Annotated in this window: 21 protein-coding genes; 8 read left to right on the forward strand and 13 right to left on the reverse strand. The window is 65.5% G+C overall.

Features of this window, described 5'->3' with window-relative positions; all coding sequences use genetic code 11:
• The 3 genes from NLM31_RS37390 to NLM31_RS37400 all read right to left on the reverse strand — a co-directional run bounded on the left by NLM31_RS37390 (window position 1) and on the right by NLM31_RS37400 (window position 2,916).
• On the reverse strand, window positions 1–165 hold the full coding sequence (locus NLM31_RS37390) for a hypothetical protein (protein WP_200469919.1): 165 nt from the start codon (window positions 163–165) through the stop codon (window positions 1–3).
• A gap of 80 nt (window positions 166–245) precedes the next feature.
• Window positions 246–1,826: a hypothetical protein gene (locus NLM31_RS37395; RefSeq protein ID WP_254195487.1), complete on the reverse strand. Its 1,581-nt coding sequence runs from the start codon at window positions 1,824–1,826 to the stop codon at window positions 246–248.
• A gap of 94 nt (window positions 1,827–1,920) precedes the next feature.
• Complete coding sequence (locus NLM31_RS37400) at window positions 1,921–2,916, reverse strand: hypothetical protein (protein ID WP_254196334.1); 996 nt, start codon at window positions 2,914–2,916, stop codon at window positions 1,921–1,923.
• A gap of 282 nt (window positions 2,917–3,198) precedes the next feature.
• On the opposite strand from NLM31_RS37400, the gene NLM31_RS37405 reads away from it, so the two are divergent.
• Window positions 3,199–3,570, forward strand: a complete 372-nt coding sequence (locus tag NLM31_RS37405) for a Crp/Fnr family transcriptional regulator (protein WP_254195488.1) — start codon at window positions 3,199–3,201, stop codon at window positions 3,568–3,570.
• Complete coding sequence (locus NLM31_RS37410) at window positions 3,567–4,379, forward strand: MBL fold metallo-hydrolase (protein WP_254195489.1); 813 nt, start codon at window positions 3,567–3,569, stop codon at window positions 4,377–4,379. The genes NLM31_RS37405 and NLM31_RS37410 overlap by 4 nt, the downstream gene beginning before the upstream one ends.
• A gap of 32 nt (window positions 4,380–4,411) precedes the next feature.
• Here the strand turns inward: NLM31_RS37410 and NLM31_RS37415 are convergent, their stop codons facing one another.
• From NLM31_RS37415 to NLM31_RS37425, 3 genes are all read right to left on the reverse strand, one after another.
• A complete protein-coding gene (locus NLM31_RS37415) occupies window positions 4,412–4,909 on the reverse strand; it encodes a TPM domain-containing protein (protein WP_254134163.1) in 498 nt (165 codons plus the stop codon).
• A 2-nt stretch (window positions 4,910–4,911) separates the two neighbouring features.
• Entirely contained in the window at window positions 4,912–5,799 is an 888-nt protein-coding gene (locus NLM31_RS37420; protein ID WP_254134164.1) for a YgcG family protein, read from the reverse strand.
• A 132-nt stretch (window positions 5,800–5,931) separates the two neighbouring features.
• Window positions 5,932–6,543 carry a LemA family protein gene (locus NLM31_RS37425; protein WP_254195490.1) on the reverse strand — a complete coding sequence of 204 codons (612 nt, stop codon included), beginning with the start codon at window positions 6,541–6,543 and terminating at the stop codon, window positions 5,932–5,934.
• Between the two features lie 171 nt (window positions 6,544–6,714).
• On the opposite strand from NLM31_RS37425, the gene NLM31_RS37430 reads away from it, so the two are divergent.
• The 3 genes from NLM31_RS37430 to NLM31_RS37440 are packed head-to-tail and all read left to right on the forward strand — an operon-like array spanning window position 6,715 to window position 9,931.
• Window positions 6,715–7,566 (forward strand): enoyl-CoA hydratase, encoded by an 852-nt coding sequence (locus tag NLM31_RS37430; protein WP_254134166.1) that lies wholly within the window; start codon window positions 6,715–6,717, stop codon window positions 7,564–7,566.
• A gap of 4 nt (window positions 7,567–7,570) precedes the next feature.
• Window positions 7,571–8,719 carry an acyl-CoA dehydrogenase family protein gene (locus NLM31_RS37435; RefSeq protein ID WP_254195491.1) on the forward strand — a complete coding sequence of 383 codons (1,149 nt, stop codon included), beginning with the start codon at window positions 7,571–7,573 and terminating at the stop codon, window positions 8,717–8,719.
• Window positions 8,720–8,734: 15 nt separating this feature from the next.
• Window positions 8,735–9,931 (forward strand): acyl-CoA dehydrogenase family protein, encoded by a 1,197-nt coding sequence (locus NLM31_RS37440; RefSeq protein ID WP_254195492.1) that lies wholly within the window; start codon window positions 8,735–8,737, stop codon window positions 9,929–9,931.
• Window positions 9,932–10,133: 202 nt separating this feature from the next.
• Here NLM31_RS37440 and NLM31_RS37445 read toward each other — a convergent pair whose 3' ends face one another.
• On the reverse strand, window positions 10,134–12,455 hold the full coding sequence (locus tag NLM31_RS37445) for a xanthine dehydrogenase family protein molybdopterin-binding subunit (protein ID WP_254195493.1): 2,322 nt from the start codon (window positions 12,453–12,455) through the stop codon (window positions 10,134–10,136).
• A gap of 113 nt (window positions 12,456–12,568) precedes the next feature.
• Complete coding sequence (locus NLM31_RS37450; protein ID WP_254195494.1) at window positions 12,569–13,444, reverse strand: dihydrodipicolinate synthase family protein; 876 nt, start codon at window positions 13,442–13,444, stop codon at window positions 12,569–12,571.
• 192 nt (window positions 13,445–13,636) lie between these two features.
• On the opposite strand from NLM31_RS37450, the gene NLM31_RS37455 reads away from it, so the two are divergent.
• On the forward strand, window positions 13,637–14,389 hold the full coding sequence (locus tag NLM31_RS37455; RefSeq protein WP_254134171.1) for a transporter: 753 nt from the start codon (window positions 13,637–13,639) through the stop codon (window positions 14,387–14,389).
• 22 nt (window positions 14,390–14,411) lie between these two features.
• Here the strand turns inward: NLM31_RS37455 and NLM31_RS37460 are convergent, their stop codons facing one another.
• A complete protein-coding gene (locus NLM31_RS37460) occupies window positions 14,412–15,377 on the reverse strand; it encodes a VOC family protein (protein ID WP_254195495.1) in 966 nt (321 codons plus the stop codon).
• 179 nt (window positions 15,378–15,556) lie between these two features.
• Between NLM31_RS37460 and NLM31_RS37465 the strand changes: the two genes are divergently transcribed.
• Both NLM31_RS37465 and NLM31_RS37470 read left to right on the forward strand, forming a co-directional pair.
• Window positions 15,557–16,423, forward strand: coding sequence for a S1C family serine protease (locus NLM31_RS37465; protein WP_254195496.1), 867 nt, complete (start codon window positions 15,557–15,559; stop codon window positions 16,421–16,423).
• Window positions 16,420–16,791, forward strand: a complete 372-nt coding sequence (locus tag NLM31_RS37470; protein ID WP_254134174.1) for a response regulator transcription factor — start codon at window positions 16,420–16,422, stop codon at window positions 16,789–16,791. Before NLM31_RS37465 ends, NLM31_RS37470 begins: the two co-directional genes overlap by 4 nt.
• Here the strand turns inward: NLM31_RS37470 and NLM31_RS37475 are convergent.
• The 4 genes from NLM31_RS37475 to NLM31_RS37490 all read right to left on the reverse strand — a co-directional run bounded on the left by NLM31_RS37475 (window position 16,786) and on the right by NLM31_RS37490 (window position 21,587).
• Window positions 16,786–17,856 (reverse strand): HAMP domain-containing sensor histidine kinase, encoded by a 1,071-nt coding sequence (locus NLM31_RS37475; RefSeq protein ID WP_254195497.1) that lies wholly within the window; start codon window positions 17,854–17,856, stop codon window positions 16,786–16,788. The genes NLM31_RS37470 and NLM31_RS37475 overlap by 6 nt on opposite strands.
• A complete protein-coding gene (locus NLM31_RS37480) occupies window positions 17,843–18,535 on the reverse strand; it encodes a response regulator transcription factor (RefSeq protein WP_254134176.1) in 693 nt (230 codons plus the stop codon). Before NLM31_RS37480 ends, NLM31_RS37475 begins: the two co-directional genes overlap by 14 nt.
• A gap of 97 nt (window positions 18,536–18,632) precedes the next feature.
• The gene (locus NLM31_RS37485) at window positions 18,633–19,136 is read right to left on the reverse strand and encodes a hypothetical protein (protein WP_254195498.1); all 504 of its coding nucleotides are present in this window, start codon (window positions 19,134–19,136) and stop codon (window positions 18,633–18,635) included.
• A gap of 117 nt (window positions 19,137–19,253) precedes the next feature.
• Window positions 19,254–21,587 (reverse strand): Tex family protein, encoded by a 2,334-nt coding sequence (locus NLM31_RS37490; RefSeq protein WP_254195499.1) that lies wholly within the window; start codon window positions 21,585–21,587, stop codon window positions 19,254–19,256.
• Window positions 21,588–21,927 lie beyond the last annotated feature (340 nt).

A 21,927-nucleotide genomic window follows, 5' to 3' on the forward strand; every position in this document is an offset into this window, starting at 1 on the left:
CTATTTCAGCGCCAGCCAGCCGAGCGTGAACAAAATCCCGCCGATGATGACGACCACCGCGACAGCCCAGGTGCTGACGCGGATGCTGCCGGTGACCTGTTTGGCTTCCTCATTGCGCGCGATCTCGCGATTGCGCTCCTTGTCGGCGTCGCTGGTATCCGTCATGGGTCATCCAAATCGGTTGAGGGCTTTATCTTGTGCGTGATCTTCTCGGAAAACCGCTACACACTTTTCCGGATCACGCCCTAACGCGTCTTGATGAAGCACATGCCAATGCGGCTCGAGGCTGCCGCGGCCTGACAGGTGAGACCTTTAGCACAGGTCCATGACGTAAAACTCTTATCAGCCGTTCCCGATCCCGCATTTTGCAAGGAACAATGGGCGCCCCAGCCGTCCTGATATTCGGTGCCGGCGAGCTCCTGGGCCCCGCGGGACTGCGGCCGGCTGGCAAATCCGCGTGAGAAATCAGGGCGTTTGCCGGCGGCAAAGGCGTCCAGGATGTCGCGGCGGCGGGGCTGGTCGCCGACAAAATGCGGCGAGGCCGGCACGATGGTGGAATTCGACGCGTTATCCGAAAGCCAGTCCACGCCCGGGAAATGGAAGCCGCCGATGCCACGGGTCTGGTGGCAGCCCGAGCAGGTGACATCGTTGAGGCGGCGCTGGAAGCCCGCGACCGAACGGATGTTCTCCATGGTGATGCCGCGTGCCGCGGCCTGCTTCAGTGCGTCGACGACGTCATTGTCGGTGAAAACGGGATCGCTCTTGTCTCCCCCTTTGCCCTCGCCTTTCCCCTCTCCCTGCATCAAGCCGAATTCCGGCTGCATCGTCGAGGCGTCGAGACCCGCCGGTGTCGGCGCCACGGCAGCCTTGGCGAGAAATTTCTCCGGGATCAGCACGGTGCCGCGATCGAACTCGCGAAGATTCATTGGCGCAAGGAGCCAGGCCTTGAAGTCGCGCCGGAGCGCATCGTCGGCAAGGATACGATCGCGGTCGATCTGGTTTTCCAGCGTCGATTCCTGGAAGGTCCTGGTGGCCGCGTCGTATTTGAACACCTTGAGCAGATAGTCGGAGCGGAAATCGTGCAGCGCCGATTTCGGCGCGATCGAGACCTGGATGTTGGTCTCGATGCGATCGATCATTGCATCATAGGGGACAGTGTGGCTGCCGATCAGCCCTTGCCAATCGCCATTGTCCAGCCAGCGCCGCGCGACCTCGGCGCAGGTGACGGGCTTGCCACTCGGATCCGTCTGGCCTGCATCGCGCGCCTTCATCACGAGATTGAACGTCATCGGCAGGCGCGTCGCGGTGTTGCTGCCATCCGGTTTTGTCTCGAACCGTGCCAGACGATAGATCAGCCGGATCTCGCCGCAGGATTCCTCCGAGACATAGGCGCGGTCCATGCGGTTGACGATGCCGGCCAGCACGAAGCGCGTGTTGACGGATGTCATATTGGCCCGATCGAACAGCTGGACGTCGAAACCTTCGCCGATTCCGATGGTCTCGCTCGGCCAAGCCTGCTTGTGCTGCGCGATGTAGCGATCGAACTCCGCATCGATCGCGGGCGGAATCGCTTTCAGCTGCGGCAGCGAGGCGAACAGCCGATCGCTGGTCAGCGGAACATCCGCGCGTCCCTCAGGCTGCAGCAGGCGGGAAATCGACAGCGCATCGCTCTGGTCGAGCTTGCGGAGCAGATCGGGATCGGTGATCGCGGTGCCGCGTGCGAGCTGTCCGATCTCCGCAGCTATCGACGGCATGCCTGCGCCGAACAACAGCGTGGTAGCCAGAAGAATTTGGACAGCAACGAGAATTCGCAAGGCGCGGCTCATGCCTTCACTAACACCGCGTGAGCACGCCTATTCAAGCAAAAAGGCGCTTCACATCGTGGTGAAGCGCCTCTTTGAAAGTTCAGAAATCGGTCGCTTAGCGCGAGACGATCAGACCCTTGCTGGTGACGACCACCCAGCGGCCGTCCTGGCGTCGGATCGCATCGACGCGGCCGATGCCCGGGATGGGATCGCCGGCATAGACCTCGTACAGGCCATCCCGGCCCTCGATCAGCGCGCCGCCATTGGCGACGTCGCGGAGCCTCCAGCCGTCAACCGTCGGCAGGCGGCCGACCTCGGTCTTGGGCGCGGCCGGCGTGGGAGCCGGGGCGGCAGCGGCCGTCGCGACCTGGGTCGGGGCCGGTGCGATCGAGCCGGTGGTCTCCTTCACGGGCGCCGCGGCTGCGGCCTGCTGCGCCGGGGCTACCGGCGGCGTCGCGCGGAGCTTGTCGACGGTCTCGGACAGTTTTGCGAGCTTGGCGATCGGTTCGGCCTGCGCCTTCTCGAGCTTGTCGAGACGGTCGTTGGCCCGATTGAGCTGGCTGACGCCGGTCTTCGAATTGTGCTCGACATTGGCCTTGAGCGCGACGATGTCGGCATCGATCCGGGAGACGGACGCATCCAGCGCGCTGGTATCGGCAATCTGCGCCGGCGCGGGGCTGGCAAAATGCATCATGCCGGCGGTCGCGAGCGCGCCGCTGACGGCGCCGACGCAGGCTGCGATCGCCACGACGGCGGCCATGGCCGAGAAGCGGCGCTTGCTGCCGGTGTCACGCACCTCGTCGGCCTTCACATGCGGGGCAAACTCTTCACGATCCCAGGACCGCTCCGAGGGCGCCATGATAATGAGCTTGCCGGGCTTCGGCTCGGGCTTGGTCTCGGCCTGCGGTGCGGCACTGATCCTGGGCACCTCGATCCGCGGCGGCTCGACCTTCGGCGGCTCGATCTTCGGCGGCTCGACCTGCGGAGCGTCCGCTTTCGGCGGCGCCTCATGGTCGGGGGCGATCGAGGGGGCCTCGATGCCGGCGGCAGCCTCGACGGCCTGCGCGGTTGCGGCGGCGTCGGCGGCTTCCTGGCCGGCCAATTCGGGCATTGCTTCGCTCACGGCTCAAATACTCCAGTCTGGGTTGACTTTTTGGTAACTTTCATTGCTTGCGAATTCCTTACCTCGGGACCCGCTTACCGAAATTTTAGGAACTCGTCCGAGGCCGAATTGGGTCGGGAAAGTGGAACCGGCGTGGCGGCGTGCAACAAATTGTCAGCCGATGCTGCCTTGCGGTAGGCCGCGCGCCTTAGCCGAAGGGGTTGTTTGCCCATCATTGTTCCGCGGCTAACATGAGCCCGTCCCGTCAGCCAGAAGGCGTTTGGGGGTGTCATGACGATCGAGAAATGCATCAACACGTTTGCTGTCGATGACGTCATCTTCGAGGAGGGCTCGACCGGCCGCGAGCTGTTCGTCGTGCTCGACGGCGAGGTCGAGATCGCCAAGATCGACGGCGCGCGCAAGACCAGCATCATCAAGCTCGGCAAGGGCGAGTTCTTCGGCGAGATGGCCGTGATCGACGGCTCGGCCCGTTCGGCCACCGCGATCGCGTCCGCGCCGAACACGAAGGTGATGCGGATCAACCACGCGCGCTTCGTCTATCTCGTCAGCCAGCAACCGGCGTTCGCGCTGATGGTGATGGATGCGCTGTCGAAACGACTGCGCGCCTCCAACGCCGTCACCTACCGGGCAGCGCAATCATGAGCGAGCGGAAGCCGACCGCATTCCCGATCCTGATGAAGAACGACACCTGCTCGTTGATCCAGGCGGCCGATGACGTCTACCAGATCCGATTTTCCAACCGCGCGGCCAACGCCTATCTGGTGCGCGGCTCCGCGCGCACCATCCTGATCGATGTCGGCCTGTCCTCGAACTATCCGGCGATGGTCGAATGCCTCAACTTCGTCGGCTGCCCGCCGGAGACAATCGACATGGTGGTGCTGAGCCACGAGCATCTCGACCATATCGGCGCGGCCTGGCACTTCAACGAGCGCCGCACCTATGTTGCCGCCCATCGGCTTGCCGCCAACAAGATCATGCTGCGCGACGACTTTTCCATGCTGCGCAAGATGTTCAACGAGCCGAACGTGCCGATTAATATCGACATCTGGCTCGAGGAAGGCAATCTGATCGACCTCGGCAATTTCCGCCTCAACGTGATGTACACGCCGGGCCATACCTCGGCCTGCATCACGCTGTTCGAGCAGGACAAGGGCCTGTTGTTCGCCGCCGACACCTTGATGCCCGGCGGTGTGATGGGCGGCGTGTTCGGCTCCGGCAGCATCGCCGACTACATCCAGTCGCTGGAGCGCATCAAGGGGCTGAACACCAGGATCCTGCTGTCAGGGCATGGGAGGCTGTCGGACACGCCGCAGGAGGACGTGCGCATCGCCATTGCGCGGTCGCACGGCCTGCTGGAGGACACCGCGCAATTGTTCGATGCGCTGGATGCGCGCTCGAACTTCGAGCCGATCATGCAGTCGGTGCGGGATCTGAACAAGCTGGATGATTGAGGACGACGGCGGAATTTGCATCGCCAGCGCGACTACATCACCACCGGCTCATCCGGCAGCTCGTTCGGATGCGGGCCCGCCGGCGGGAAATGTTTCGCCAGCTCCCGCGACACTGCCGCGATGCCGTCGATCACGCCACGCTCGAACTGGCCGGCTCCGAACTCCGCTTCCATCGCGCGGCAGATCGTCTCCCAGCCGGCGGCGCCGACCTTCGCGTCGATGCCGCGGTCGGCGATGATCTCGACATCGCGGTCGGCGAGCAGCAGGTAGATCAGCACGCCGTTGTTGTGTGCCGTGTCCCAGATCCGCAGATGCGAGAACAGGTCGAGCGCTCGCTCGCGGGCATGCTGGTTGCGGAACAGCGGACGGCCGTCGAGCGCGCCTTCGACGACGAAGCGGACCTGGCCGGAATGCGTGGTTTCGCTGCTCTTGATCGCCTGCTCGATGCGGTCGAGCACGTCTTGCGGAAACGCCTGCCTCGCACGCCAATGGTGCTGGAAGAGATGCCGGGTGATGCGCCCAATGCCCATGACTACCAGCTCCCCGAGGCGCCGCCGCCACCAAAGCTGCCGCCGCCCCCGCTAAAACTGCCGCTGTCGCTCGACGACGATCCGCTGCTCCAGCCTCCCGACGAGGAGCCGCCCGACCACGCCCCGCCGCGCGACGACCCCGTCGATGCCGGGAAGAGATCGGCGATGAAGGACAGCACGAAGCCGATGATCCCCGCGAGCAGCGCTAACGCACCGGATCCGATGATGAGCAGCGCCAGGAGGCCGATCACGCTGCCGGTCGCGACCGAGCCCAGCAGCCGCCCCAATAGCGCGCGCAAAAATCCGCCAACAACGAGCGAGCCGAACAGCGCGACGGGGACAAGCGGCCCGATATCGTCGAGATTGGCAAAATTCACGCTGCGTGATGGCGCCGGCAACGGCTCGCCGTCGACCACGCGCATCATCCGCTCGGCGCCGGCCGAGATGCCGCCGGCGAAATCGCCTTCCCTGAATTTCGGCGTGATGACCTCGTCGATGATCCGCCGCGAGGTCACGTCGGTGAGCGCGCCTTCGAGGCCGTAACCGACCTCGATGCGCAGATGCCGATCGTTCTTGGCGACGACGAGGATCGCTCCGTCGTCGACCTTGTTGCGGCCGATCTTCCAGGCCTCGGCGACGCGGATGGAGAACTGCTCGATCGTCTCCGGGTCCGTCGTCGGCACGATCAGCACGGCGATCTGGCTGCCCTTCCGCTTTTCGAAATCAGCGAGCTTCTGCGACAGCGCGGCGACATCGCTGCTCGACAGCGTACCGGTCCGGTCGACCACGCGGCCGGTGAGCTGCGGCACCGCGACGTCGGCCGCGGCTGCAAACGCGAAGGCGAGGAAGAACGTTGCAACGATCGTTGCACACCACACCCGCAGTGTCATCGCCCGGCTTGACCGGGCGATCCAGTATTCCAGAGACGCCAGCAGGTTGCGGAGAAGCCGCGGCGTACTGGATTCCCCGCTTTCGCTGGGAATGACAGTGGTGGGCGAGGCGCGCATCGGAGCCGGACGCGCTTACTTCGACGGTGCGGGCGCAGGCGCGTTGAAATCGACCTTCGGTGCGGTCGAGATTTCCTTCTCGTTCTCGACCGAGAAATTCGGCTTCTCCTTGTAGCCGAACATCATCGCCGTGAGGTTGTTCGGGAACGATCGGACGGTGACGTTATAGTCCTGCACCGCCTTGATGTAGCGGTTGCGCGCAACCGTGATGCGGTTCTCGGTTCCCTCGAGCTGCGACATCAGGTCCTTGAACAGGGCATCCGACTTGAGTTGCGGATAGTTTTCCGTGACCACGAGCAGCCGGGACAATGCGCTGGAGAGCTCGCCCTGCGCGGCCTGAAACTTCTGGAGCGCGGCAGGGTCGTTCAACACCTCCGGCGTCGCCTGGATGCTGCCGACCTTGGCGCGGGCATTGGTGACGCCGAGCAGCACGTCCTTTTCCTGCTGCGCAAAGCCCTTCACCGAATTGACCAGATTGGGCACGAGATCGGCGCGGCGTTGATACTGGTTCACCACCTCGGACCAGTTGGCCTTGATCTGCTCATCCTGGCTCTGGATCGCGTTGTAGCCGCAATTCGTCAGGCTGAGCGAGGCCAGTGCCGCCAGCACGGTCAGGATCTTGCGCATGGAAATTTCTCCCGGTGGAATCGAGGGCAAACTACCAGATTGAGCGCGCAGGACGCCAGATGTCCCGACGGACGGCGCCGAAAGCAGCCGGCTAACGCAAGCCTCTTGCCTATCACCGGGCGACATAGTCAACTCCCAGCAAACAAGACGAAAAATCCAGGGGAGCGCGCCATGTCCTCGTTCGAGACCATCCTCGTGGAGCGGCCGGAGCCGGCGATCGCCAGGGTCGTCATGAACCGGCCCGAAGCGCGCAATGCGCAGAACCTGCAAATGACCTACGACCTCAACGCCGCCTTCGACGCGGCGGTCCAGGACGACGCGGTCAAGGTGATCATCCTCGCCGGCAACGGGCCGCACTTCTCCTCCGGCCACGATCTGCGTCCCGGGGCTAAGAATGCCGCCGGCGCGGATTTTCCGCCGATCGGGAATTGGGGCGGCTTTGCCGAGACCAACGCCCATGGCCGTTTCGCGCGCGAGCAGGAGATATATCTCCAGATCACACGGCGCTGGCGTAACCTGGCGAAGCCGACCATCGCCGAGGTGCATGGCAAGTGCATCGCCGGTGGTTTGATGCTGGCCTGGGCCTGCGACCTCATCATTGCCAGCGACGACGCGCAGTTCTGCGACCCCGTCGTCACCATGGGCGTCTGCGGCGTCGAATGGTTCGTGCATCCCTGGGAGCTCGGCCCGCGCAAGGCCAAGGAATTTCTGTTCACGGCCGACAGCTGGAGCGCCGAGGAGGCGCATCAGCTCGGCATGGTGAACCAGGTCGTACCACGCGCGGAGCTTTCATCGCGCGTGATGGAGCTGGCGCGGCGGATCGCGTCAAAACCGTCCTTTGCGCTGAAGCTGACTAAGGAGGCCGTGAACCGCTCCGTCGACGTGATGGGCCAGCCCGCCGCGATCGACCAGGCCTTTGCGCTGCATCAACTCTGTCACGCCCACAATCTTCAGGAGTTCGGCATGGTGGTCGACCCGTCCGGACTGCACCCCTCCGTGCGCAAGCCGGCGGCCGCGGAGTAAGGACATGGATCTCAATCTCACCGACGAGCAACGGCTGCTGCGCGAGAGTGCGGAACGCTTCGTGGCCGAGAGCTACGATGCCGACCACCGCCGCAAGACGGCCAACGATCCACTCGGCTTCAGCCCCGCGGTGTGGAAGCAGTTCGCCGAGCTCGGCTGGCTGGCGCTGCCGATCCCTGAAGAGTTTGACGGGCTCGGCGGCGGGCCGGTCGAGATCGGCATCTTGATGGAGGCGTTCGGCCGTGGGCTGGTGTCCGAGCCCTATGTCGCAACGGTCGTGCTCGGCGCTGCACTGATCGAGCGATGCGGCAGCACGGCGCAGAAGCAGGCGAGCCTGCCCAAGATCGCAGACGGCTCATTGAAGCTCGCGTTTGCGCATTCCGAGCGCGCCGCGCGGTTCGACCTGGCAAAGGTCGCGACATCAGCGACCAAGACGGCGCAGGGCTGGCGTCTCTCCGGCAGCAAGATCGCCGTGCTCGACGGCCATGCCGCCGACGAGATCATCGTCTCCGCGCATCTGCACGATCATCACGGACCATCGGGGCGGATCGGCCTGTTTCTGGTGCCGGCGACGGCGCCGGGGCTTTCGATCTCCGACTATCCGCGCCTCGGCGGCGGGCGCGCTTGCAACATCGAGCTCTCCGATGTGCAGCTGCCAGCAGATGCCCTGCTCGGCGACGGCAAGGACGCGCTGCCGGCGATCGAGTGGGCCGTCGACCGCACCATGGCTGCGCTCGGCGCGGAAGCCGTCGGCATCATGCAGACGCTGCTCGATACCACGCTCGACTACACCAAGATCAGGAAGCAATTCGGCCGGCCGTTGTCCGCCAACCAGGTGATCCGCCATCGCCTCGCCGACATGGCCATCCAGGTCGACGAAGCCCGCTCCATGGCCCTGCGCGCCGCGCTGAAGGCCGATAGCGCGCCGGTCGAGCGGGCCCGCGCCGCTTCGGCTGCGAAGGCGAAGATCGGCAAATGCGCCCGCTTCGTCGGCGAGCAATCGATCCAGCTCCACGGCGGCATGGGTGTCACCGAGGAGCTCGAGGTCGGCGCCTATTTCAAGCGGCTTGTCGCCTTCGACACGCTGTTCGGCGGCAGCGCGCATCATTACGGCCGCCATGCCCAGCTCGGCCGCACCACTCAACCTGCCTGACACCGGGAGCGCATCATGGACCTGTCGTTCAATGCCGAGGAGCGCGCCTTCCAGAGCGAGGTGCGCGGTTTCATCGCCAAAAATCTCACCGAGGAGATGAAACGCGCCACCGCGCTGACGCCGTCGGTGTTCTCCGATCCTGATATCGGCATGGCCTGGCAGCGCGCGCTGCACAAGCAGGGCTGGGGCGCGCCGGGCTGGCCCGTGGATCATGGCGGCCCGAACTGGACGCCGGCGCAGCGCTGGATCTTCGAGAGCGAATGCGCGCGCGCCGGCGTGCCCAATGTCAACGTGATGGGCGTGAAGATGGTCGGGCCCGTCATCATCGGCTTCGGCTCGCCCGAGCAGAAGAATTTTTACCTGCCGCGCATTCTCTCCGGTGAGGACTATTGGTGCCAGGGCTATTCCGAGCCGGGCTCCGGCTCCGATCTCTCCTCGCTGAAGACGCGCGCGGTGCGCGACGGCGACGACTACATCATCAACGGCACGAAAATCTGGACCACGCATGCGCACCACGCCAATCGCATGTTCGCGCTGGTCCGCACCAGCGACGGCCCGCGGCAGCAGGACGGCATCAGTTTTATTCTGATCGACATGAAGACCCCGGGGATTACGACGCGCCCCATCCTCACCATCGGCGGCGACCACGAGGTCAACCAGGTGTTCTTCGACGACGTGCGCGTGCCCGTGGCCAACCGCGTCGGCGACGAAGGCAAGGGCTGGACCTACGGCAAATACCTGCTCGAGTTCGAGCGCGGCTCGGGCATCGCATCCGCCAAGCTGCGCGAAGGGCTGCGCGCCATCACCGAGCTGGCGGAGTCCGATCTCACGGGACGCGCGATCGACAGCCCTGATATCGCGTCCCGCATCTCGGAGGTCGAGGTCGACATCGACGCGCTGGAGATGACCGAGCTGCGCGTACTCTCGGCGCTCCAGACCGGCCAGAATCCCGGCGCGGCGTCGTCGATCCTGAAGCTGCGCAACAGCGAGATCCGGCAAGCCGTGACGAAGCTCGGCGTCGACGTGATCGGCCACGATGCGCTCGCCGTCGAACCGATGCGCCCGCTCTACAAGCTCAACCACGAGCCGGCGCTGCCGGAGGACATGCTGACGGTGGTGCCGGAGTATCTCAACGGCCGCGCCTACACGATCTTCGGCGGCACCTCGGAGATCCAGCGCGATATTATTGCGAAGATGATGCTGGGGATTTAGCGAGACTGGCGCTCCACACTCCGCCGTCGTCCCGGACAAGCGCAGCGCAGATCCGGGACCCACAACCACAGGGAGATGTGGTTACAGGGACTCGGAGTGACCGGCTTCGCATCAAACTCCGCCCTGTGGCTATGGGTCCCGGGCTCGCGCTGCGCGCGCCCCGGGACGACGGTTGTGGTTGCCGTGACAGCAGAGACTATAGTTAGACAGCCTTCGCGTCCTTGATCGCCTTCCAGATCTTCTGCGGCGTCAGGGGCGTGTTCAGCTGGCTGATGCCGAGTTCGGCCAGCGCATCCATCACGCCGTTGGTGACGCAGGGCGGGCCGCCGATGGCGCCGGATTCGCCGCAGCCCTTGGCGCCGAGCGGGTTGGTGCGGCAGGGCGCGGAATCATCCAGCGTCACCACGATCGGCGGGACGTCATCGGCGCGCGGGATGCAGTAATCCTGGTAGCTCGCGGTCAGGAGCTGGCCGTCGGCATCGTATGACACGCCCTCGTACAGCGCCTGACCGATGCCCTGCGCGACGCCGCCATGGATCTGCCCCGTCACCAGCATCGGGTTCACGGCAACGCCGACGTCGTCGACGGTGGTGTAGCGCACGACCTTGGAGACGCCGGTCTCCGGATCGATCTCGACCTCGCAAATATGCGTGCCGTTCGGCCAGCTCGGGCCGTCGACCTCGCCTTCGGAATCGACGCTGAGCTTTGCGCCGGTTTCCTTCTCGGCAATATCGAACAGGCTGATGCGGCGGTCGGTGCCGACCACGGTGAGCATGCCGCCCTGGTACTCGATGTCCTCGACCGAGGTCTCGAGCACATTCGCTGCCTTCTCGCGCGCCTTCTGGATCAGGTCGTTGGAGGAGACGGCGACCGCCGTACCGCCGACGAACAGCGAGCGCGAGCCGACACTGCCAAAGCCCATCGCCAGATCGGTGTCGCCCTGGACGACGTCGATCTTGTCCATGGGAATGCCGAGCGTGTCGGAGATCATCTGGGTGTAGGTGGTCTGCAGCCCCTGCCCCATCGCCATGGTGCCGGAATGCAGCACGACGCGGCCCTGCGAGGTCGCGTGCAGGCTGACCTTTTCAGTGTGGGCGCGACCGCCGGTCCATTCGATGTAGGAGGTCAGGCCCCGGCCGTAGAGCAGGCCCTTCTTCTTCGCGGCCTTCTTGCGCGCGGCAAAGCCGTCCCAGTCGGCCAGCTTCACGGCGCGGTCGAGCATGTGGGCGAAGGCGCCGGAATCGTAAACCTGGCCAGTAGCGTTGGTGTAGGGCAGCTGCGCCGGCTTGATGTAATTGGCTTTGCGGATCGCGCGCGGATCGATGCCGATTTTTCGCGCGGCGGCGTCGAACAGCCGCTCGACGATGAAGACGGCTTCTGGACGACCGGCGCCGCGATAGGCACCGACCGGTGCGGTGTGGGTCATCACCGACTTGACCTCGAAATGAACCAGCGGCAGGTCGTAGACACCGGTCTGCACGAACGGACCGAGCACCAGCGGAATGATGTTGGCCGCGCCCGAGGAATAGGCGCCGGTGCAGCCGATCGAGGTGACGCGATAGGCCAGCACCTTGCCCTTCTCGTCCAGCGCGAAGGACGCCGTCGAGGTGAGATCGCGGCCATGGGTGCCACCGACGAATTCGTCGGTACGGTCACCGCGCCAGCGGATCTTCCTGTTCAGCTTGGTCGCGACATAGGCGACGATGCCGTCTTCCGGATAGAGGTTGGTCTTCTGGCCGAAACCGCCGCCGATGTCGCCGACGAGCACGCGCACGCTGTCCTTGGGACGCTTCAGCACGGCTTCCGCCAGCACGTCGCGGGTCGAGGCCGGGGTCTGCGACTGAACATGCAGGAGGAGACGGCCGGTCTTCTTGTCGATCTCGGCGATGGTCGAACGCGGCTCCATCGCCGACGGCACCAGGCGCTGGCTGACGAGATCGAGCTCGACGGTGTGCGCAGCCTTGGCGAAGGCCTCATCGACTTTGGCGGCATCGCCATAGCTCATCGCACCGACGATGTTGTCGGGCGCCTCGGGCCACACCACCGGCGCGCCGGCTTTGACGGCCTCGACGGGATCGACCACGGCGGGCTGCACGTCGTATTCGACCACGATCGCTTCGGCCGCGCTCTGGGCTTCCGCACGCGACGAAGCCACCACCGCCGCCACCGCCTCGCCGGTGTAGCGCACGACCTCATGGGCGAGCAGCCGCCGCGGCGGCACGGTCATCGGCTTGCCGTCGGGGCGCTTGAAGATGCTCAAGGTCGGAATGGTGCCGACGTCGTCCTTGATCAGATCGGCGCCGGTGTAGATGGCGGTGACGCCCGGCATCGATGCCGCGGCGCTGGTGTCGATCGAGAGGATCTTCGCGTGCGCATGCGGCGAGCGCAGCACGTGCAACCACAACGCGCCGTCCTCCGGCTTGTCGTCGATGAATTGACCCTTCCCGGTGAGCAGCCGCTGGTCTTCCAAACGCTTGACGGGCTGGCCCGCTCCGAAACGCAAATTGCCGGGAAGAATGTTCATTCCGCTGGGTCCTCTAAGCCTCAAAGTGCGGCCGCCTTTTAGCGGATCGAGGCAGGCGAGACCAGCTGCGGTTTTAGGCGGAAATCCCGCGATTTCGGCATAGCGAGACGAGGTTAAGCCAGCTCTTTGAGCGCCGCTTCCACGATCTTGCGCGCTTCCGCGGTGAGAGCTGCCTGCGGCGGGACGGGGTCGCCGACGTCATAGCCCTGGATCGCGAGACCGGCCTTGATGCAGGCCGCGAGATTGAAGCGGGCGAAGGCCTCGTTGATGCGCCACAGCCTGCGCTGGAGCGCCATGGCCTCGTCCCAGCGGCCGGCCTGGCAGAGATCGTAGAGTGCCACGCTCTGGCGCGGGATGATGCAGGCCGGGCCCGCCATCCAGCCGAGGCCGCCGATCAGCATCACCGCAGCCGGGATGTGGGCGGAGGCCGAGAACACGCGCAGGCGATCGCCGCAGCGGTTCATGATCGACAGCAAGCGCCCGGTGTTGGTCGAGGCGTCCTTGATGTAACCAATGCGCGGATGCTCGGCGAGGCGCGCGATGACATCGAGGGTCAGATCCGAGCGCTGGAATTGCGGATTGGTGTAGATCACGACGGGAATGTCCACGGCATCAGCGATGCTGCGGAAATAGGATTCGACCTGGGCATCTGCGAGCGGAAAGTAGGCCTCGAGGATCGCCAGGATGCCGTTGGCGCCGAGCTTCTGGTAGGCCTGCGCCTGCGCCACCGCATCGGCCGTCGAGGTCGACGCAACGCCGGCCACCACAGGCACGCGGCCCTTCGCAGCCTCGATCGTGGTCTGCACCACCGCCATGCGCTGTGCGGCGTTGAGATAGGCGAACTCACCGGTCGAGCCCAGCGGCGTCAGCCCGTGCACGCCGGCACCGATCAAATCGTCGCAGAGCTTTGCGAGCACGTCCGTTCGCACCGCGCCGTCAATGCCGACGGGCGAGACGAGATAGGGAAAGACGCCGCGAAAATCGGTCATGTCGGGAATAAAATCCGGGGAAGCGAGTCTTGTCTGGCAGGCGCGCGATCCAACGCGTGCTACCATGGGGTCCTATTGCCAGCAAGCGACCTGCTTTCGAAGAGCGTATTTGTGGTTTGGGGAATTGTCCTGCAGCGTTGGCGGGCGTCGTTGTGTTGCGTCGGCCTCCTCGCCGCGGCGCTATGTCCCGGCATGGCTCGGGCCGGTGAATGCCCCGCGCCGCAATCGGAGATCGCGACCGATCGTCCCGACGTAACCAATTCCAGCCTGGTCGTGCCTGATGGCAGCATCCAGATCGAGAACGGCCTCAACACGTCCAGCCAGAGCGCCGGCAAGGGCTTTGACGGCAGCAACAGCCGTCTTCGCTTCGGCATCGCGCCGTGCCTCGAAGTGCTGGTCGACGTGCCGAGCTATGTCGGGCGTTTGACCGGCACGGTCGATACCGGTTTCACCAACGTCACCCCTGGCGTGAAGTGGCAGGTCAGCGGACTGCCAGAGCCTGCGAACCTCTCGGTGGTGTTCGGCGTCGGCCTGCCGACCGGCACGCCCGCGATCACCGGCGCAGGCCTTCAACCCTATCTGCAATTCCCCTGGTCTTACGAACTCGGCGGCGGCTGGGGCATCAGCGGCATGTTCACGAGCTTCTTCCGGCCATCGGATCCGGGCAACCACCAGACCAGCGAAGCAACCTTCGTGATCGAGCGCAAGGTCAGCGAGAAGCTGGCGCTGTTCGCCGAATATGTCAGCGACACGCCATCGCGCGGCGCGAGCACGGCGCTGCTCAATGTCGGTGGCGGCTATCTCCTGAACCGGACCGAGCAAATCGATTTCCACCTGGCCTTCGGCCTCAACCGGAATTCGCCGGACTACATCATCGGCGTCGGCTATTCCTACCGCTGGGACAACGTCCTCGGCCCGGCCGCGCGACCGATGCTTCGGCGTTGACCAAGCTGGTCAGCGCGGCCGCTCACACCTTGAGCAGGCGCACCCGCGTGCCCCAGGGATCGACCGCCTCGACGCCGTCCGGCAGCTGCGCCACCCGGGCGCCGCCCTTGCGCAGGCGTTCTTCCCGCGCGGCGAGCAGCTCCTGCTTCTCCGTCACCAGCGAAAACCAGGCGAGCCCGGTCATGGCATCGTCGCGCTGGCCTGCGCCCTGGCTCTGCCAGACGTTCATGCCGAGATGGTGGTGATAGCGCCCCGACGACAGGAACGCGGCGCCGTTGCGACTGCGGGTCGGGTCGAGGCCAATCGTGCCGTGGTAAAAGTTCTGCGCCTGCGCGAGATCGCCGACACGCAAATGCATATGGCCGACCCGCATCCCGTCCGGCGCCTTCGCATAGTCGCTGACGCGCGTGTTGGTCAGCGACAGCAGGTCGGGAATGTTGAGCTCGTCGGTCGCCATCTGCACGCTGCCCTCGCTCCACTGCCATTGCGAGGGATCGCGATCCGCATAGACCTCGATGCCGTTGCCTTCGGGATCATCGAGATAGACGGACTCGCTGACGAGGTGATCAGCAAAGCCCGACAGCTTCACGCGGTGCGAGGCCGCATGCACCAGCCAGCGCGCCAGGTCTTTTCGCGTCGGCATCAGGAAGGCCGTGTGGTAGAGGCCGGCGGCGTTGCGCGGCTCGATCGCGGCGTCGGGACGAGCTTCCAGCACCAGCAGCGTGATACCGGCGGTGCCGAGCTTCGCGGCGGCGCCGGAGCGCTCCATTACGGTGAGCCCGATGACGTCGCGGTAGTAGTCGGCGACCTTGTCGAGATTCTTCACCCGCAGCGTCACCATGCCGACCCGCATCGGCGTGCGGCTGGCATAGGTCGGCCCGCCGCCTTGCGGATTGCCCTCGGCGCGCGCGGCGGCCGCGGCCGCCATCGCGAGCGAGCTGGCACCGGCGAGTTGAAGCAGGGTGCGGCGGGTGAGGTCGATGGTCATCGGTCGGGGCTCGCTGACATCCTTGAGGCCATATCGCGCAATTCGGGGATTGCTACACGTTCCCGTGAGTGGCTCCCAATCACATGTTCGTCGGCCGGGCCCAGGGCGGACTGGCCACCCGGCCAGTTTCGCAATGGCCCGTGACATCCCAGATTGTGGACAGCTTACAGGAGCCTTCCATGACCGACTTCACTCCTCTCACCTCGCTATCGTCCGCGCTCGCGGATGTCGTGGCGCGCATCGCGCCGTCCGTCGTCTCCGTGCATTCGCATCGCTCCCGCTCGACCGGCTTCGTCTGGAAGCCCGGCCTGATCGTGACCGCCGACGAGGCGCTGGCGGACGAGGGCGAGGTCCAGATCGTGCTTGCCGACGGCAGCACGGCCTTGGCCACCATCGTGGGCCGCGACCACACCACCGATATCGCGTTGCTGCGCGCCGACACCAACCTCGCGCCGGTCAGGCTCGCCGCAACGGTCCCCGCCCTCGGCGCGCTGTCGGTCGTGGTCGCCACCAATCGCGATGCGCCGAGCGCGGCGCTCGGGATGGTATCGGTATCCGGCAAGGGCTGGCGCTCCTTGCGCGGCGGCGAGATCGATACGCGGATCGAGCTCGATGTCCGCCTGCGTTCGAGCCAGGAAGGCGGCCTTGCCGTCGATGCCTCCGGCGAGGCCTTCGGCATGACCGTGCTCGGACCGCGGCGCGTGCTGGTGATCCCGACGGCGACGATCGAGCGGGTCGCGGCGCAGCTCGAAACGCGCGGCCGCATCGCGCGCGGGTATCTCGGGCTCGGACTGCAGCCGCTGCGGCTCGACGACGGCATCGGCGCGATGGTGATGAATGTCGACAAGGCAGGTCCCGCCGCCACAGCCGGCATCCGCCAGGGCGACGTGATCGTCGCGGTCAATGACCAGAAGCTGTCCGGCGTGCGCGCGCTGTTGCGGACGCTGGGCCCGGCGAGCGTCGGCCAGGTGGTCGATGTCGCGATCCGCCGCGGCGGCGAGCCGGCGAGCTTCAAGGTCACGATTGGCGAAAGGCCGGAGGCGTGAGCGAGGACAACGCACCCGAGATCGTGCTGTCCCTGGAGATCGACGATCCCACGCTGGCCGACCGCCTCGCGACACTGCTCGGCAGCGTCGCGGGGCTTCGCCTTGCTGCGCCCGGCGAGACCGCCACGGCAAGCGTCGTCGCGCGCGATCCGCGCGTCATGCCGGAAGACATCGCACTGACGCAGCGCGAGCTCGACGTGCTGGCGCTGATGGCGGAAGGCGCCTCCAACAAGATGATCGCGCGGCAGCTCAGCATCTCCGTGCACACCGTGAAATTCCATGTCGGCTCGCTGCTGGACAAGCTGGATGCCACCGGCCGCACCGACGCCGTCGCGCATGCGGCGCGCCGCGGTGTGATCGAGCTATAGCGCGATCGGGAATTTGAGTTCGACGGTCAGGCCCGGCGCGTTGTCACGCAGCGCGATCTCGGCGCCGTGGAGCCGCGATACCGCCGCGACCAGGCTCAGGCCCAGACCGTTGCCGGGCGTATAACGGCTCTGTTCGAGCCGGTAGAAGCGTTTGAAGACGTGATCATGCTGGTCGGCGGCAATGCCCGGACCGTCATCGGCGATGGCGATCGTCGCGCTGGTGCCGGCATAACGGCAGGTCACGGTCACTTGTCCGCCGGCGCGGCCATGCTTGATCGCGTTGTCGACCAGATTGGCGATGGCATCGAACAAGAGGTCGCGATCGCCGGTTACGGCAACGTCGCGGTCACCGCCAAGGCTCATGCGCGTCGCGACCTGTTCGGCGGCGGCGTCATAGAGCTCGACGACCTCGCCGGCGATCTCGGCAAGATTGAGCGCGCGAAACGCGCTGCGGCGAGCGCGGGTCTCGATCTCCGATATCCGTGTGATCGAGGCGAACATGCCGAGCACCGCATCGAGGTCGGCGATGGTATCGCCGATCAGCGCGGCATCGGCTTCACTGTTGCGCTCGTGGTGATAGGCCTTTTCCAGCCGGCCGCGCATGCGCGTCAGCGGCGTGCGCAGATCATGGGCGACATTGTCGCTGACCTGCTTGACTTCGCCCATCAGCGTCTCGATCCGATCGAGCATCTGATTGAGGTTTTCGGCGACGCGGTCCCACTCATCGTGGCTGCCGCGCAGGGGAATGCGCCGGTCGAGGCCGGACAGCATGATGGCGCGGCTGGTGGCGTTGATCTCCTCGATCCGCCCGACCGTGCGTCGCGTCACCAGCACGGCGGCAAGGCCTGCCAGCACGACCAGCAGCACCGCAACTGCGACCATCGCCAGCTCGAGCATCGCGACGAAACCTGAGTGGTCGCCGACATCGCCGACCCGGCTCCGCACGAAAGCGAGCGTGCCGAAATAGACATAGGCCATGATCGCCGCGACGATCAGGCCGAAGATCGCGATCGCGATCAGCGCCAGGCGGAAGGTCGAGGAACGAAGCGTGTCAGCCAGGAGCACGGAGGCAATATCCAATGCCGCGAATGGTATGGATCAATGGATAGGCCTGGGCATCGTCGACCTTGCGACGGACGCGTCCGACATAGACGTCGATGATGTTGGTGGAGGGATCGAAATGCAGGTCCCAGACATGCTGGAGCAGCATCGCGCGGGAGACGACGCGGCCCTCGTTGCGAACGAGATATTCGAGCAATTGAAACTCGCGCGGCAGCAGCGGAATCTTGCGGCCGCGACGGCTGGCATTGCGTGCGATCAGATCCACCGCGAGATCGCCGACACGCAGAATCGTTTCCTTGGCGATGGTCTCGCTGCGGCGGCCGAGCGCCTCGAGGCGGGCGAGCAACTCGACGAAGGAAAACGGCTTGACGAGGTAATCGTCGCCGCCGGCACGCAAGCCGCGCACACGGTCATCGACCTCGCCGAGCGCGGAGATGATCAGGAAGGGCGAGGCAACGCCGTCATCGCGCATCTGCCGCATCACGGCGATGCCATCGATGTCGGGCAGCATGCGGTCGATCGTGATCACGGCATAGTCGCGCGCAACGCCGTGGCTGAGGGCTTCGCGCCCCGTAGCGGCGAGGTCGACGTCATAGCCGGACATCGTCAGCTCCTCGACGAGCTGGCCTGCAGTTTCCGGATCGTCCTCGACGACCAGGATGCGACGGTGGCCTCCGGTCATGACAAACTCCGAGCGACGATCGCCACCAGACTATCCCGTTCCGGGGCTGAGCGGAACTGCCTGGTGGCGATCGCGACAATGGTGCGGTACGGCGATGCTAGTACCAATTTTCCCCGCACACATTGACCCATTGCCACCCATAGGGCGTCAAGCTCCTGCGCCAGCATCCGTCGTCGTAATAATTGGCGTAGTAGAAGGGCGCACCGATGAAGGCGAACCGGTGGAAGCGATGATGCCGGAAGAAGAAGGCGTGGCGGCCGATGAACGGCCTGCCGTGCCAGCCGGCGCCGGCGAAACGCGGCCCGAAGGCCGCGCGGGTCGCCAATGGGGCACCGGCAAAGCGCGGCCCAAAGGCAGCGTGGGCCGCCATCGGCGAGCCGGCGAAGCGGGCGCCGCTGAAATGAGCTCCGCCCATGCCGCCGAAGTGCATGCCGCCGCCCATACCGCCGACGTGCATCCCTCCACCACCGAAATGGCCACCACCGCCAAAGCCGCCGCCGTGACCGCCGCCACCACCACCCCGGGCGAGAACGGGCGATGCAAGTGCCAGCGCCGCGACGACGGTCGCCGCGACGAGGCGAGTGAGACGTCTGTTGTTCATCGGAAATCCTCCATGCAGCGCGGCAACACGCGCCGCGCGGGGAGGATCAGATGAGAAGAAAGAGCCCTCTCCTTCAACTTACAAATGCGCCAGATTCTGACGCGGGTGTTAGGGAGGCTAGGCCCGCTTGCCGTTGTTCTTCTCGGCCGCACGACGCATCGCTTCGGCGAGCGCGCCACCGCCGGAAGATTCCTGCTGGCGCGGGGCCGATGACGTCATGCGGTTGGTGTTGCGCGTGTTGTCGCGCTGCATGCCGGGGGCGTCCTTCTTGGCGCCGACCTCGTCGTCGAGGCGCAGCGTCAGCGAGATGCGCTTGCGGGCGACCTCGAAGTCCAGCACCTTCACCTTGACGATGTCGCCGGGCTTCACCACCTCGCGCGGATCCTTGATGAAGGTTTTCGACATCGCCGAGATGTGGACGAGGCCGTCCTGGTGCACGCCGATGTCGACGAACGCGCCGAAGGCGGCGACGTTGGTCACGGTACCCTCGAGGATCATGCCCTTCTGGAGATGCTTGATCTCCTCGACGCCCTCCTTGAACACCGCGGCCTTGAACGCCGGACGCGGGTCGCGACCGGGCTTTTCCAATTCGCGCAGAATGTCGGTGACGGTCGGCAGACCGAAGGTCTCGTCGACGAAATCCTTCGGCTTCAGCGTACGGACGACCTCGCTGGAGCCAATCAGCGCCTTGATGTCGCTCTTGGTCGCGGCGAGAATCCGGCGCACCACCGGATAGGCTTCCGGATGCACGCCGGAGGCATCGAGCGGGTCTTCGCCGCCGAGGATGCGCAGGAAGCCGGCGCACTGCTCGAACGCCTTCGGCCCGAGCCGTGGTACTTCCTTCAGCGCCTTGCGCGACTTGAACGGACCGTTGGCATCGCGATGCGCGACGATGCTCTGCGCCAGGCCGGAGCCGACGCCCGACACGCGCGCGAGCAGCGGCGCGGACGCCGTGTTGACGTCGACGCCGACCGCGTTCACGCAGTCTTCGACCACGGCATCGAGCGATTTGGCGAGCTTGGCCTGGCCGAGATCGTGCTGATACTGGCCGACGCCGATCGCCTTGGGCTCGATCTTGACGAGCTCGGCGAGCGGATCCTGCAGACGACGGGCAATCGAAACCGCACCGCGCAGGGTGACGTCGAGATCGGGCAATTCCTCCGAGGCGAAGGCCGAGGCCGAATAGACCGACGCGCCGGCTTCCGACACCACGATCTTGGACATCTTCAGCTCGGCGAGGCCCTTGACGAGATCGCCCGCGAGCTTGTCGGTTTCGCGCGAGGCGGTGCCGTTGCCGATCGCGATCAGTTCGACGCGGTGCTTGATTGCGAGCTTGCCGAGGATCGCCAGCGACTCGTTCCACTGCCGCTGCGGCTCGTGCGGATAGATCACGGCGGTATCGACCACCTTGCCGGTCGCATCGGTGACGGCGACCTTGACGCCGGTGCGGTAGCCGGGATCGAGACCCATAGTGGCGCGGGTGCCGGCGGGCGCCGCCAGCAGCAGATCGCGCAGGTTCGAGGCGAACACGCGGACGGCCTCGGTCTCGGCCGCATTCCACAGCCGCATGCGCAGGTCGATATTGAGGTGCACCTGGATCTTGGTGCGCCAGGCCCAGCGCACGGTGTCGATCAGCCAGCGATCGCCGGCGCGCTTGAGGTCGGCGATGCCGAACCGCTTCATGATCTTCAATTCATAGGCGCCCGGGACACCCGCCGGCGGCACCTCGGCCTCGGCCTGGATCTGGAGATCGAGGATCTCTTCCTTCTCGCCGCGGAACATCGCGAGGATGCGGTGCGAGGGCAGCTTGGTCAGCGGCTCGGAGAATTCAAAATAGTCGGCGAATTTTTCGCCCTCGGTCTTCTTGCCGTCGCGCACCTTCGAGGCCATGCGCGCGTTGGTCCACATCTCCTCGCGCAACACGCCGATCAAATCGGCGTCTTCGTCAAAACGTTCGACCAGGATGGCGCGGGCGCCGTCGAGCGCGGCCACCGCATCGGCAACGCCCTTCTCGGCGTTGATGAAGCCTTCGGCGACGACCTTGGGATCGTTGCCGGGCTCCGCGATCAGCTGGTTGGCGAGCGGCTCGAGGCCGGCCTCCTTGGCGATCTCGGCCTTGGTGCGGCGCTTCGGCTTGAACGGCAGATAGATGTCTTCGAGGCGTGCCTTGCTGTCGGCGGCGAGGATGGAGGCTTCGAGTGCGGCGTCGAGCTTGCCCTGCTCGCGGACTGATTCGAGGATCGCCTTGCGGCGATCTTCCAGCTCGCGGAGATAGCCCAGGCGCTCCTCCAGCGTGCGCAATTGCGCGTCGTCGAGCGCACCGGTCGCTTCCTTGCGGTAGCGCGCGATGAAGGGAACCGTGGCGCCGCCGTCGAGCAACGCCACCGTCGCCTCGACCTGCTCTGCCCGTACCCCAAGCTCCTGCGCAATTTTCTGGTTGATATTTGCCACGCGAGAATCCCTCTATATCCAAGCACGCGACGCAAGCCGAAATCCGGCCGCGGGACGCCGCTTATGGACCAACCGAGGTTGATTCATCAAGGTGCGGCGCGCAACCGTCGACAGAGGATTTTTTTTTGCGGGACCGATGCGGTCTCGCCACAATCGTGGGGATGTCGCGGGGCACACATGAAGTCCTGTAGGATGGGTAGAGCACTTGCGAAACCCATCAACTCTTCTTCCAATCGGAGACATGATGGGTTTCGCTGCGCTCTACCCATCCTACGGCCTCGCAGACACACCTTCGCACCCTCGCGGCGCGTTTCGCCCGAGGGGAGTTGTTTGGCGAAGA

This window comes from Bradyrhizobium sp. CCGUVB4N (genome assembly GCF_024199945.1).
GTDB lineage: Bacteria > Pseudomonadota > Alphaproteobacteria > Rhizobiales > Xanthobacteraceae > Bradyrhizobium.